This is a genomic window from Pseudomonas sp. SWRI22 (assembly GCF_014268395.2).
GTDB lineage: Bacteria > Pseudomonadota > Gammaproteobacteria > Pseudomonadales > Pseudomonadaceae > Aquipseudomonas > Aquipseudomonas paracarnis.
This window is the reverse complement of sequence record NZ_JABWQK020000001.1, coordinates 1,239,299-1,252,757: the sequence shown is the minus strand read 5'-3', so window position 1 is coordinate 1,252,757 and position 13,459 is coordinate 1,239,299. Positions and strand designations below refer to the sequence as shown.

Here is a 13,459-nt window from a genome sequence, read left to right as displayed (position 1 = left end):
ACATTTAGAAATGATAAGTGACTAATTTGGATGAATTGATGCGTGTTGGCTATCAATCCGTCCCGGCTTCAAAACAACCCGTCGTGTCCTATGCTTGAAGCTGTTTCCAATTCTTATGGGCGGAGGCCGTTATGGGCAACGAACACAAGCAGCACAACGAGCCGGAGCGTGAAGAACCCCGGCGGCAGCGCGAAGACGAAAAGCCGCAAACCTGGAAGCATCCGGACGATGGCACCGAGCTTTCCGAGCGTGACCAGGAGTTCCCGCTCAAGCCTTGAGTCAGGTAACCGCGGTCTAATTGCGGGCTTGCTCGCGAAGGCGGTGTGTCAGTCAACGGAGTCGTCGGCTGATCCACCGCCTTCGCGAGCAAGCCCGCTCCCACATTTTTAAGCGCAGCGGCAACCTTCAAACGCAGATTTACCGTCCCCAACCCGTTTATTGAGCAGTACGCACATAGACGCAGCCCCGCAGCCTTCCTAAACTGCCGCTTGTCTTGGGGAAAGGGGCGGGCGCCGATGAATCGCAATGAATTACGCAAGGCTGACATCAATCTGATGGTGGTCTTTGAAGCACTGATGCTTGAGCGCAATGTGACGCGGGTGGCGGAGAAGCTGTTTCTCGGCCAACCGACCATCAGTTCGGCCCTCAACCGCCTGCGTACCCTGTTCAACGACCCACTGTTTATTCGTGTCGGCCATCGCATGGAGCCTACGGCGCGCGCCGAGGAGATCATCCAGCACCTGTCGCCGGCCCTGGACTCGCTGTCTTCGGCCCTGAGCCTGACCCATGATTTCGACCCGTCCATCAGCACCATGACTTTCCGCATCGGCCTGTCCGATGACGTTGAGTTCGGCCTGCTGCCACCCTTGCTACGGGCCTTGCGTCAGGAAGCGCCGCAGGTGGTGTTCGTGGTGCAGCATGTGGATTATTGGCGCATTCCCGACCTGCTGGCTTCTGGCGATATTACCGTCGGCATCACCCAGACCCGCGGGTTGCCGGCCAATGCCAAGCGCAAGCTATTGCGGCACATCCGCCCGTGCCTGCTGCGCGCCGATGCCTCGGACACCCCGCTGACCCTTGACGAATATTGCGCACGGCCCCACGTGCTGGTGTCCCACACCGCCAATGTGGCCGGGTTTGCCGATGAGTGGCTGGCAGAGGTGGGCCGCAAACGCCATGTAGTGCTCTCGGTGCCGCAATACAGTTCGTTGCCGGCCTTGCTTGCCGGCACCGACATGATCGCCAGCCTGCCGGATTACACCGCCCAGGCTATGGCCGCCAGCGGGAATCTGTTCTGCGAGCCGTTCCCGTTCGAAACCCCGACCCTGGATTTGTCCATGGTGTGGCTCAGCCACGTTGACACAGACCCGGCGGAACGCTGGATGCGCTCGCGGCTGGAGGCATTCATGAGTGATCGCGGGTTGGTAGCGAATAAAGCCTGAGGTTTATACCCGTGCTAGGGGAAGGAGGGGGGCGCCTCAAGAACGGCTAATCCTGAACGTGCTCTTCTTGAACGGGGTTGCCAATCAGCGACGCACGCAAAATACGGATGCGTTGTTCGGAGTGATAGGCGCCTGCTTCCGTAAACCTGAGGAATGCTCGCGCGCAACACTTACAGCCCCAGACGCTTGAAATATTATAAGGAAAGAAATCAAAGCAGATAGGCGCGTCTTCAGACCAGAAATGGGTACCGTTCGGGTGGTATTCCTCAAGGCTGAGTTCTTGTGCCCTATCGGTCGAGATTTCGCCTAGGAAGCGCAACAGGCTGCTCGCCTCGAGTGTTTTGGGTAAGGTTTCCCACCCCTGCGACAAGCCCCGAACACAAGAGCAGGCAGTAGACTCCAGCGAAGAGCGTTCGGCAATCTGCCTGATATTTTCTGGCGTGAGTATCATTTTTATGCAGTTCCAGGCAGTAATAGCTCAGATTCGATTCTTGCTTAAAACCAGTTTGTTCAAATAGCTTTCAACTCTGGGTAAAACAAACTGCAGTATCTTCGGCATGGTGTGAATAGGCAGTTGGCAGCATGCAAAATACAACGCCATTGTGGGCGATAAGCTGACACCAAGAGCAGACCATAATAGCCCAACATTTCTATTGCCACCGTTGAGTGCCATGGTGAACTTGGCGATCAATGACCCGGGATATAAGCAGCCCATGAGGAGCTGCAGGCAGACGTTGATGCAATAGGCAATGGCGATCATTGATATGGCCAACGAAGGGGTCTCCAGAATTACCTGCTGCATGCCCGCCATCGTGCCTACTGCAAAGAGGAAAAGCGCGATGACGACAATACCGTCAATAGCCAGGCCGTGCGTGGCGACGAAGGTGTGCGAAAAACGACGTATCAAAATAGCAGCGCCTTCGGCGCCTCCTATCAACACGGCCAGTCGGATCGCCAGATCAACGGGGTTCAAGGAGAGTGAAAGGCCATCAGCGAATAGGTGGAGTATCAGCGGAGCGGTGACAGGGATAATTGCCATTGAGCAGAGCGCAGTCACCAGGGACATGGAAGGGTCAAGCCCGAGCATTCTCGCGACGGCTGCATTTCCGCTGGCGGGCGGGGCGGCAACAGCGATGGCTATCGCAAGGGAAAGTTCTTGATTGCCGGTGAGGTAAAGCGAAAGCATCCCAAAAATATAAGGGCAAGCCACCACCATCAGGGCTGGAAATATCAGGGATATTTTCAAGTTTCTGGCTGCAGTGATGACTTCAGCGTTGTTAATACGCAGGAGAGTGCCCAGAACAAATATGAAAACCATGACGGGGAGCAATGGCCTCGCCAAGTCTGCAAGATAGGGAATAGCCAATCCAATTGCGCAACCGCATGCGAGTACGGTAGGCCCTCTGCGCGTAATCTCGGGCAGAATTCTATGCATAAGAGTGCTCTCGAGGCGACGTCCCTTTCGGGACGCTGCTATTAGGTACGCAGAGTTATTTCAGGTGTGACAGATGGCGGTGGCGAGTTCCTGGATTGCCTCACGACCAGGCGCCCATCGATCAGAATCGAGGTAATACTTGGAAGGTCACCACTGCTGAAACTTCCAAGTACGCTGGGTTGCGCTCCTCCCAAAGGCCCACAGGCGATCAGAATGTCGGCTTCTCTTCCGACGCCCAGAATCCCGCGATTCAACTTTCTCACCTTGGCGGTGTTACCCGTTGCGAAACAGACGGCCTTTTCCGGTGGAACGTCGCCGAAACTACTGAGCAAGGCAATTGCCCTGAGCATGCCAAGCGCGGGAACCCCACATCCGGCAGGGGAATCCGTGCCAATGACGATACGGTCCAGTTGGTTCATTTCTCGTGCGTAATTCAGGGTGGTGACCGCCGCGAACTCGTTGCCGTTATGTACGATTTCCAGGGCACCCAGACAGCCTTCACACAGGCATCTGATTTGGCTGGGTGCCAGTGCGGTATAGCCGCCATTGATGTGCCCGATGATATCGGGCGCAATTTCAAGGATCTCTTCTGCACCCATGCTCTGGGAGGTAGAAATTGAAGGACCGCCCGTGTGGGTAATGGAGGTCATGCCGTGTTTGCGAGCCATCTTGACCAATTCAGATGCACGACTGACTGACTTGACCGGGCCTATCCCGACCTCTCCCAGTTGGTTGATGCCTTGAGCAACCATTGCGGCGAAATCCTCATCCGAAAATTCATCGTTGAGCAGTGGCGCGCCGGCTTCCATTTTTATTCCGCTAGGGCGCGCATTGGAGAAAGAGCGCTGCGCTGCGATTGCCATGGCGATAGTACCGACCCTGTCGGTCGGTAGCCCCGGAACGTGCACTTCCCCGGCAGAGATCATGGTCGTCACGCCGCCCTGCAAGGAGTGCCAGATCCAATTGTGGTTGCCAGAGCGCGGGCTGTACTCACCCAGGGTCGGGTGAGTGTGGTTGTCGATCAAACCTGGCATGACCGTGCTCTGTTTGGCGTCAATCAGCAGGTCTGCGTGTGAAAAATCCACATCTACTGCCTGACCCACGTAGGTGATCATGCCATCAACACTGACGAGGGTATCTGCTGTAATGAGTGGAGACGCGAGATCACCCGTGAGGAAAGTGCCTATATTATGAATAATTGACGTATATGGCTTATGGTTCGACATTTAATTTATCTCTTTATATCATCGAGTAACGGGTTCGAAGATCCGCGCGCCACACTTGTTGAATGAACGGAAGTTCCACAAGTTATTCGTGATGAACAAACGCTGGATCCAACGATACGCATGCCCCTCTGGATCGAAACTGGGGGTGAACTTGTCACGCGAATGGAGCATGAAACGATTGTTGATGTACACCAACTTGCCAGGTTGAATGTCCAGCGGCCGCGCTACGCTTTTAAGCGCGTTGTAAAACCTCAACAGGGTATTTTGTGCTTCGTGATCAGCGGCAATTACCATGTCCGGGTAAAACGCAGCAGTGACTCTAGGGTGAGTCAGCGGGCCGCTCAGAATTGGGTACACATGAGTTTCTTTCGCGCCTGCGGCACTGTTCCTCCAGCGGTAGGGCTGACGAATGATGAAATGTTTGCCATATAGGATTTCAATATCGGCCTGTTCCAGAACCTGAAGGGCTTCCCTCGCATCGGCCACCCAGGTTTTCGGGCCCACCCCGGCAGGGTCACCGCGAACGCCGAGAAGCAGAAGAGCCAGCGGCGAGGTGTCGCCACGGGAGTCATAAGCCTGAAAGGCATTTTCGGTGTGCAGGTCCAACTCCAGGTCCGAACCGTTGCCGGTATACTCGCCTACGGCCTCCGGATGCGGTACCAAGTCATTGACCAGTTTTGGCCCCTCATGCTTGATGGAGTAGGGCTCCGCTATCAAACTGCCCAGGGCAACCAGCACATTTTCAGAAAGATAACCACTTTTGAAGTTCAAGCTATTAGCGTCGCCTTGCGGGCTGCCAAATGTGTCATCAATCGGAAGGTTCTCAAATACACAATAAGAAGCATCGTCATCTTTAAGTGATTCAAGCTTTTTTAGAAGTCGCGCGGGAAACTTTTGATAAGCGGTCATGCGAATGAGGTGGATGTAGTCTCGCCCTCCCGTTGGCTCGTAACAAATGTCTATGAGCGCGTCCCGAATACTCTCTTTTTCAACAGCCGTCAGCCAGAAGCTGTTGGCGTCTGCACATGAATCGTCCACACGCACTCCTTTATAGATCTGATTGATTTGTCATGAGTTGAGTTATAAGTAAGTTACGACTTTCAAGCGCTGAGGTGGGGGTCTCCGTATCCACGACCTGACAGTGTCCATGCTTTGATAAGGCCCGACCTGAGTGGGTGACTCAACCTAAGAGCTTATCTGTGTACGCACCGGTGAAATGGTGGGTGTTAAATTGGCCATCAGCATCGTAGGGTTGTCCTTCATCGGTGCTGATGATTCTTGATAACCGCCCACGATGGTAGGCAGTCATGAAGTTGAAGAATGGCGTGCTTTCTTCTCTTGTTTCCGTTATTCCGTAAAGCCTCAACTGTTTGGTTATGGCAGCTTCCAGTTGTGGCAACATATACCAAGGGCATGTTGGAAAGCAGTGGTGGGCCGCGTGGTAACCAAAATTCAAAATAATCAGATTGAGGAAGGTAAACTTTCTTGCCACCGGTACGGAGAAGGTATTCTGGATTTCGTAGTGTTTTCCATGGGTTAGCTTTTCTCCCGCCGTATACACCTGCTGGAAAGAGTGCTGGAAACAGTCGACGAATCGTACGATGTGTATCCTAAGGAAGGAGGAGGCTTGCCATACCACCACAAGTATCAGGGAGAACCGGGCAAACGTAGCGAAGGCTACAACGTAAATGCACAGGCTTCCAATACCCCTTGCAACTTCGCGCCTGCTGCCACTGAATATCACGGAGTAAATATTGGTAAGCTTGATCACATAGTAGAAGGCGGGAAGATATATTTTTTCTGCAACAATGATTGCACTGAATAGCCTCGGATGAGCGACAGCAAAGTGACCACTATTGAACCCACCAATATCAATTTTTTCGGCATGATGGCGAACATGATCTTTTCTATAGGCTTCAAATGAAAAGAAAGAGAGGCCGTTAAGGAAAGACAGCAACTCTCCGATGACAGAATTGACTTTCTTCGACTTGAAAACAGAATTGTGCGCGCAATCGTGGCTCAGGTACCAGGACCAGATTTTGGCAAGGGCAATCAAGATAATCGCACCGAGTACCGCAACGATCTGTTGAGTATACGCCAGGAATATGCCCCCTACAGTGAAGGATGCTATTGCACTTAGTATCATCACCGATGGCAACAGTCTTCGCTCTTTAGCTATTGAAATAAGCAGGGTTTTCACGTTGGCGTCTTTGATGGCGCGCAGATAATTATCAGCATACAGTAAAGACATCTCATCACCTTCAAGAGCAAAATCACTGAAACGCTTATTGAGCTGGTAACCGATCATGCCTGGACAGGTGTAATCACTTCCGTGCGCATGTGGAACTAACGGCGGGGTTTGAATATGTGTGCATACACAATGCCAAAGATGTATTGCAGGTGTACGGCTGGCTAGGGTTCTTTTGCTGTTGCATCTGGCACCAGTGAAGGTGGTACTAGCGAGACCGTAGCGTGCGTATCCGCGTCCACGGGTTGTTCGCTGCTACTGGATTTGTAGCCGATCAGTATCACGCCGACGATGCACAATAAAACACCGGCAATATTTAAATAAGAGAGTCCTTCTTTAAGCAGAAATACCCCGATGAAGCCGAGCGCAATATTGATAATGGCGCCGGTAACGATATTGCCCGTACTGAGGTCCCATCCACTGCGATACATCATCAAAAAGCCGATTTCCATCATCAAGATGCAAAACGCGATGCCTCCCTGAAGCCAGGTCATTTGCTTCAAGCCCGCGAGTAACGTTCCACTGCCCAAAAAAAACGGCAACATCAAGGTGGACAGGATAACGATCGCCACATAAATACTGACAATTGAAACCAAGGGGTTGATCGTAGACGGTATTTTCTTCATGAGCATGTGATAGCCCACGGTGCCCAGTATCGCTACGATCGCTGATAGATAGAATGTGTATTCTTTACCTAGCACGTTCAATACTCCTACTAGTTGGGTTCAAGTTCACGAAATGTGGTGGTTTCCAAGAACCTCTGGTCCATGTACTCACCCGCGATGATCGCTCCGTATTTCGCAGGACTGCCGTCTGCGCAACAGCTGGGCAGGCACTCCACTTTGGCGGTGTAGTCTGGGTCCATAAAGAACGCCGCCGAATGGCGTAATTTGCCGGAGGTATTTATCACTCGATGCAGCGTTGCCTTGTAACGGTCATTCGTCCAGCGAGACATTAGATCCCCGACATTGACGACAAAGGCATTTGGGATGGGTTTGACTTTGATCCAGGTGCCGTTGGCACTCTGTACCTCCAACCCCCCGGTGGCACTTTCCGAGATCATCGTGATCCAGCCGAAGTCTGTATGCTCTCCAGCACCCATCGGCGCTCCCTGCGTATATTGGGTGGAGGGATAACGCAGGACTCTCAATTGGGCCATCGGCTTCTTGAATTTATCATCGAAGTAATCGATCGGCATATTGAGAGCAAGGGCAAACACGTTTAGCAGTTTTTTTCCGAACGCAAGCATTTGCGAGTGATATTCCCTCATCGCAAGCTTGAAGTCGGGTAATTCCTCTGGCCATACATTGGGGCCGTAAAAAGGTAATTTGGCTTTTACGAACTCGTCGTCAAGCGACAAGTCCGCGGCCATGTCAAAACCCTCTTTGACATCGCCCAATATGCCATCCGACTTATCAGCGCCTTCGCTAAAGTAGCCACGCATATAGGGGGATTTATGAATTTCGATTTTTTCCTTGGCCTGAACAGGCAGGTCAAAAAACGATTCTATTTGAGAGAAGACAGTTGAAATAAGCGTGTTATCTACACCGTGATTGACGACGGTGAAAAATCCGACCTCCCTGCACGCGTTGTCGATCTCCTTTACTAGACGTGGTGATATCTCTGCTCCCTGCGTCAAACTACCGACGTCAATGATAGGTATGTTCTTTTCCATGAATGCACCACTTGCTCTAAAAAAGGCGCAACGAGACCTACTCCATGAACGCTGAAGTGCACTCAGGGATAGACCGTATATAGGCCAGTGTCATTTAGTTAGACTAAAGAATTTCGTCAATCCGCAAGCGCTGTCAGTATGGACTCGACATTCTCGATCGACGCGCCTCCTGTTACCGGCTAGGTGGCGTAGCCTAGAATTCACTTCTATGAAAGCGAAGGCAAATCAGATAAAGTAAGCCTGGCTTAGTTTTTTTACCATGGAAGGGGGATTGATTAATGTTCGCAAAATTGCCGTTGACAGCCATTCGTGCATTTGAATCTGCCGCAAGACTCGGTGGGTTTAAAGCAGCCTCCGCGGAGTTGTTTGTTACCCCAGCGGCAGTATCACAACAAATAAAAACACTTGAAAACTTACTGGGCAGTATGCTTTTTGTACGCACTCCCCACGGTGTTCAACTCACAGCGAACGGTGAGAGGCTATATTCCAAGGTGCATCTTTCGTTTCTGGATATAAGCGGTAGTATGTCTTCGCTCAAGCCACCCGCCGACTCCAACACACTCCGAGTTTCTACCACGCCGGCATTTGCGTCTTTATGGTTGATCCCTCGGCTGGCGAAATTTTATAGCGAACATCCAGACATTCATGTCAGTGTTGAAACCAGTAATGAAGTGGTGGATTTGTTTCGTGACTCATCTGTTGATTTAGCTATTCGTTGTGGGTTTCGCGATTTTCCAGACTTGTACAGCCACGCGCTTATGCGCGAACAGTTTGGTGTTTTCTCTCATGCCCACTGGAGGCAAGAGGAAGTTAAAACTTCGTTGAAACTTATAAATATACGTTGGGCGACGTCATCGCCCGCTTCAATTAGTTGGGCGTCCTGGTGCGCGGCTGCGAATCATGAAAGTTGGCTATCAAACGCGGTCTATCGTGAATACAACGATGAGCATTTTGCGCTCCAGGCCGCTATTGCCGGGCATGGCTTGACGCTGGCGAGCACGGTCTTGGCGGCAGACTATGTTGCGAATGGATTGCTGATTCCTTACAGACCCGACATCAAGATTCCGGGCGCGCAGTTTTCAGCTGTATGCGTGCCGGGGCGTGAGCGTTCAGGTGCCGTAAAGCAGTTTCTGGCGTGGATGGTCAAAGTAATAGCAGACTGCCATATCGATTGCCCTGTCGCTCGGGATGTCGCGTCACAGGCTGTCACTAAGCGCCGAACGTCACTGGCTATCTGATTAGGGTGTGGAGAGCTTGATCAGGCGCGTTCCTATAACAAACCCTGATCCGCACACACCTTCACCACTTGTTCCCGAAACCAGGTATTGGCGCTGTCCTGCCCACTGGTTTCGTTCCACTGCATATCCAGGGTGAACCCCGGCAAACCGTTAGGTGCTTCGCAAACACCGAATGCCGGCGCCGGTGCCAGTAACTTTTGCACGCGGCGGGGCAAGGTGACGATGAAGTCGGTGCCGGCAATCATCTTCAATGCCGCGCTGTAGCTGTTGGCCCGTGCAATCACCTGACGCTTGCGGGCCTGGCGCGCAAGCCAGCCATCGATCATGTTGGTGTCGGAGGTCCACGGCGTAGGGAATACGTGGCGCCGCTCAACGAAGGATTGCAGGCTGAACGCCTGTTCTCTCGGCGCTGAGCGTTGGTCGCACACGCAGACCAAGTCGTCCTCCAACAGCATCTGGGTCTTGAAGTCTTTGTGAGCGCGGTGAAAGTGCGGGCCGAAGCAGATCACCAGGTCCAGGCGACCCTCACGCAGGTCGTCGGCGGGGATGTCGGTCTCCAGCTTCTGCACATTGACGATTACCGGCAGGTCGGCATGATCGAAGCGCTTCAGCAGGCGCGGCAGGATCAACTGTTCGAAATATTCCGGAGCGCACACATTGAAGGTCACGGCCTGTTGGGTCGGATCAAAAGCCTGGCCACCGGCATGGCACAGGTTGATGCTTTCCAGAATCTTGTGCACGTGCTCGTACATGGTGGTGGCCTTGTACGTAGGACGCATGCCTGCGCGGGTGTTGATAAACAGCTCATCTTCAAAGCTGGTGCGCAGCTTCTTCAGGCTATAGCTCACGGTGGACTGGCTGACGAACAGCGTTTCAGACACCTCGGTAACGCTGCTCTGGTCGTAGACGGCGATAAACACCATCAAATCCTGCATATCGAGCTTTCTGAGCAAGTTACTGTTTAGCATCGGTTTCGTCCGTAAACCCTTTGTACCGAATTCAGTACAAGACTGAGCAAAATGTTAACGGAACGCTCGTACCAATAGAAAGCTCTGTAGGACCCTTCAATGTTTTGTGTGGGACAAAAAATGTTTGTAATACGACGTCAGCGGATATGGCGTGCGTAATGCGCCGGGTTGAAACGCATAACGATCAGCAGCATCAGCCCGCTCACTGCCATCAATGACCACCAGGCCCATTCGAAGCTGCCCAATTGGTCGCGGATCATGCCGGCAATGAGCGGCGACAGGCCGGCGATCAGATAACCGATGCCCTGCACAAACGCGGTAAGGCCACCGGCGCGGCGCGGGTTGTCGAGGTGGTCCAGGGACAGGATCAGGCTCATCGGAAACAGGCCGCCAATCCCCAGGCCGAGCAGGCATGGCCACAACAGGCTCCAGTGTTGCGGGCTGAGAATGAGCCCGCAGAAACCCAGGATGATCAGCACCAGCAACACCGCCACCACGCCACGCTTATCCTGGCGGCGGTTGGCGATGGCCGGGGTGACCAGGCCGGAGATCACTTCCATGGCGGTCAAGAAGCCCAGCAGCAAGCCGGCATTCTGTTCACTCCAACCCTGCTCGACGTAGTAGGGCGCCAGCCACGCCAGCACACAGGTGTAGGACGCGGTGCCGAGGCCAAAAAAGATCGCCAGCAACCAGGCGCGGCGATTGCTGGAAAAAGCCTCCTGAGGGCCCGAGCCGGCTTGAGGCAACGGCGGCAGTGCCGCACGCTGGGCATACCAGAACACCAGGGCCAGCAACGCCAGCAGTGCCCAGATAGCCAGGCCGATACGCCAACTGCCGGTCCGGGCTTGCACCAACGGCGAGAACGAAGCAGCCAGGGCCGCGCCGCCCATGATCGCGGTGACATACAGGCCCATGAATAACGAGACATTGGCGCTGAACCGCGACTTGATCAGCGCCGGCATCAATGCCTGAATCAGCGCAATGCCGACTCCCGCCGCGATGGCACTCACTATCAGCTCCAGTGCCGAATCCAGGAACAACCGCGACAAGGTCGCCAGCCCAATCACCAGCAGCGACAGCACAATGCTGCGATGCTCGCCCACGCGCTTGGCCAGGCCCATGCCAAAGAACATCGCCAGGCCCATGGCCATGACCGGCAACATGGTCAGTAAGGCGGCGCTGCTGAAACTTAGCGGCACATCCGCACGAATCGACGCCAGCAAGGGCCCCACGGCCGCCATCGAGGGGCGCAAGTTGAGAGCGACGAGCACTACGCTGATCATCAGCCATAGTGCGGAGGTGGATTTTGCCTGAACGTTTTCCATGGGCCTGCCTTGAATGAACAAGGGCGAATCAGGCCATGGAGCGTGCAGCAGGGCAAATCAGAAAGTCGCAGGGGCTATTGAAAAAATGCGGATGCCGAGTGGTGAGGTAAGCGCGCATAGGGCGTTGGCTGGCAGGGCGTCACGGGAGCAAGCTCCCTCGCCACAGGTCCAGCGTTGCGGGATTACAGATTCGTCAACTCCCACCGCCCCTGGTCGATTTCAAGCAGCGTCGGCCCCTGGCGATCAGCAGCAGCATGCAATGCGGTGCGAAGATGTTCGATGCCGCGGATGCTTTCTGCCGCGCAACCCAAGGCCGTGGCCACGCCGATAAAGTCCGGCGTGTAGATGTCCACACCCACCGGCTCGATATCACGGTTGACCATGTATTTCTTGATCTCTTCATAACCCTGGTTATTCCACAGCAGCACGATCACCGGTGTACGCGCTTCCACCGCGCTGGCCAGCTCCGGCAGGGTAAATTGCAGGCCGCCGTCGCCGATCAGGCACACCACCGCTTGGCCATCGCCGCGCCCGAGCCAGGCACCCATGGCGGCGGGCAGGGCATAACCCAGGGTGCCGTAACCGGTGGAGGAATTGAACCAGCGGCGTGGGTGGTCGAGGTTAAGGGTCAGGTTGCCGCTGTACACCGGTTGAGTGGAGTCGCCCACGAACACCACGCCGGGCAATTCCTCCAGAACGGCGTTGAGAAACCGGGTTTGCGCACGCGTCGAAGCGTCCCAGGCAGGTTCCAGCTCGGCCCACAAACGGGCGACGCGTGCTGCACCCCAGTCGGCAGTGCGCGGCGCCAGCGGCTGGCGGTTGATTTCGGTAAGCAGGGCTTGGGCGGCAATGCGCGCATCGGCCACCAGTGCCACTTGGGGCGGGTAGTTGCGTACGGTCTGGTCCGGGTCGATATCGATGCGCAGCAGCGTTCCGGGAATGTTGAAACCGCCGGCGAAGGTGACGTCGTAGTCGGTCTCCGCCAACTCGGTGCCGATCGCCAATACCACGTCAGCTTCAGCCACCAAGGCACGGGTGGCGGGCAGTGTTTGCGTGGAGCCGATCAGCAGCGGGTGCGCGGCGGGCAACATACCCTTGGCGTTAATGGTCAAGGCCACGGGCGCGCCGAGGGTTTCTGCGAGGTGGGTCAGTTCGGTGGCGGCGTCAATGGCGCCGCCACCGGCCAGGATCAGCGGGCGCTTGGCCGCAGCCAGCCACTGGCGCATCTGCTCAATGGCAGCCGGGGCTGCGCCGGCACGGGTGACGCTGACAGGCGTGCTGCCCAGCAACGCGTCGGCATTTTCCACCAACACATCCAGGGGGATCTCGATATGCACCGGGCGCGGCCGACCAGCCTGGAACAACGCAAACGCCCGCGCCAGCACGGCGGGCAGTTCGGCCGCTGACATCAAGGTATGGGAGAACGCTGCCACTCCGGCCACCAGTGCGCTCTGGTTCGGCAGTTCATGTAACTTGCCGCGCCCGCCGCCCAACTGGCTGCGTGCCTGCACGCTGGAAATCACCAGCATCGGGATCGAGTCGGCATAGGCCTGGCCCATGGCGGTGGTGATATTGGTCATGCCGGGGCCGGTGATGATAAAGCACACGCCGGGCTTGCCAGAGGTGCGCGCATAACCGTCGGCCATGAAGCCGGCGCCCTGTTCGTGGCGCGGGGTGACATGCCGAATACTGGAGCGCGCCAGGCCCCGGTACAGCTCCACGGTGTGTACGCCGGGAATGCCGAACACGTGGTCCACGCCGTAGCGTTCCAGGAGGTGCACCAATACTTCGCCGCAGGTCGCCATACAGGTCGCTCTTGTGATGGATTCGAAGCGCTATTGGAGCGGTTGGCCGGTGGCGGCAACAATCGATAAAAAGTCATACTCGCCATGTCCTCCCGTC

The 13,459-nt window shown here is 55.0% G+C and carries 13 protein-coding genes; 3 read left to right on the top strand and 10 right to left on the bottom strand.

Annotation, left to right across the window (positions count from 1 at the left end; genetic code table 11):
- Nucleotides 1-131 precede the first annotated feature (131 nt).
- Nucleotides 132-278 (top strand): hypothetical protein, encoded by a 147-nt coding sequence (locus HU730_RS05360; RefSeq protein ID WP_164919346.1) that lies wholly within the window; start codon nt 132-134, stop codon nt 276-278.
- A 237-nt stretch (nt 279-515) separates the two neighbouring features.
- A complete protein-coding gene (locus tag HU730_RS05355; protein WP_003189553.1) occupies nt 516-1,442 on the top strand; it encodes a LysR substrate-binding domain-containing protein in 927 nt (308 codons plus the stop codon).
- A gap of 46 nt (nt 1,443-1,488) precedes the next feature.
- Here HU730_RS05355 and HU730_RS05350 read toward each other — a convergent pair whose 3' ends face one another.
- From HU730_RS05350 to HU730_RS05320, 7 genes are all read right to left on the bottom strand, one after another.
- On the bottom strand, nt 1,489-1,893 hold the full coding sequence (locus HU730_RS05350) for a hypothetical protein (RefSeq protein WP_186526603.1): 405 nt from the start codon (nt 1,891-1,893) through the stop codon (nt 1,489-1,491).
- 27 nt (nt 1,894-1,920) lie between these two features.
- Nucleotides 1,921-2,760 (bottom strand): hypothetical protein, encoded by an 840-nt coding sequence (locus tag HU730_RS05345; protein WP_252730571.1) that lies wholly within the window; start codon nt 2,758-2,760, stop codon nt 1,921-1,923.
- A gap of 158 nt (nt 2,761-2,918) precedes the next feature.
- Nucleotides 2,919-4,103, bottom strand: a complete 1,185-nt coding sequence (locus HU730_RS05340; RefSeq protein WP_186526604.1) for an amidohydrolase family protein — start codon at nt 4,101-4,103, stop codon at nt 2,919-2,921.
- Between the two features lie 18 nt (nt 4,104-4,121).
- A complete protein-coding gene (locus HU730_RS05335) occupies nt 4,122-5,141 on the bottom strand; it encodes a TauD/TfdA family dioxygenase (RefSeq protein WP_034126600.1) in 1,020 nt (339 codons plus the stop codon).
- A gap of 142 nt (nt 5,142-5,283) precedes the next feature.
- Nucleotides 5,284-6,411 carry a fatty acid desaturase gene (locus tag HU730_RS05330; protein WP_186526605.1) on the bottom strand — a complete coding sequence of 376 codons (1,128 nt, stop codon included), beginning with the start codon at nt 6,409-6,411 and terminating at the stop codon, nt 5,284-5,286.
- 104 nt (nt 6,412-6,515) lie between these two features.
- The gene (locus HU730_RS05325) at nt 6,516-7,052 is read right to left on the bottom strand and encodes a hypothetical protein (RefSeq protein WP_052199952.1); all 537 of its coding nucleotides are present in this window, start codon (nt 7,050-7,052) and stop codon (nt 6,516-6,518) included.
- A gap of 14 nt (nt 7,053-7,066) precedes the next feature.
- Nucleotides 7,067-8,026, bottom strand: a complete 960-nt coding sequence (locus HU730_RS05320; protein WP_034126602.1) for a 2-oxoglutarate and iron-dependent oxygenase domain-containing protein — start codon at nt 8,024-8,026, stop codon at nt 7,067-7,069.
- 278 nt (nt 8,027-8,304) lie between these two features.
- Here HU730_RS05320 and HU730_RS05315 point away from each other — a divergent pair, with 278 nt between their 5' ends.
- Nucleotides 8,305-9,264 (top strand): LysR substrate-binding domain-containing protein, encoded by a 960-nt coding sequence (locus tag HU730_RS05315; RefSeq protein ID WP_080757711.1) that lies wholly within the window; start codon nt 8,305-8,307, stop codon nt 9,262-9,264.
- A gap of 32 nt (nt 9,265-9,296) precedes the next feature.
- On the opposite strand, the gene HU730_RS05310 is transcribed toward HU730_RS05315, so the two are convergent.
- From HU730_RS05310 to HU730_RS05300, 3 genes are all read right to left on the bottom strand, one after another.
- Entirely contained in the window at nt 9,297-10,232 is a 936-nt protein-coding gene (locus tag HU730_RS05310; RefSeq protein ID WP_034126603.1) for a LysR family transcriptional regulator, read from the bottom strand.
- Between the two features lie 137 nt (nt 10,233-10,369).
- On the bottom strand, nt 10,370-11,557 hold the full coding sequence (locus tag HU730_RS05305) for a cyanate transporter (RefSeq protein WP_186526606.1): 1,188 nt from the start codon (nt 11,555-11,557) through the stop codon (nt 10,370-10,372).
- 182 nt (nt 11,558-11,739) lie between these two features.
- The gene (locus HU730_RS05300; RefSeq protein WP_096143702.1) at nt 11,740-13,362 is read right to left on the bottom strand and encodes a 5-guanidino-2-oxopentanoate decarboxylase; all 1,623 of its coding nucleotides are present in this window, start codon (nt 13,360-13,362) and stop codon (nt 11,740-11,742) included.
- Between the last annotated feature and the right edge of the window lie 97 nt (nt 13,363-13,459).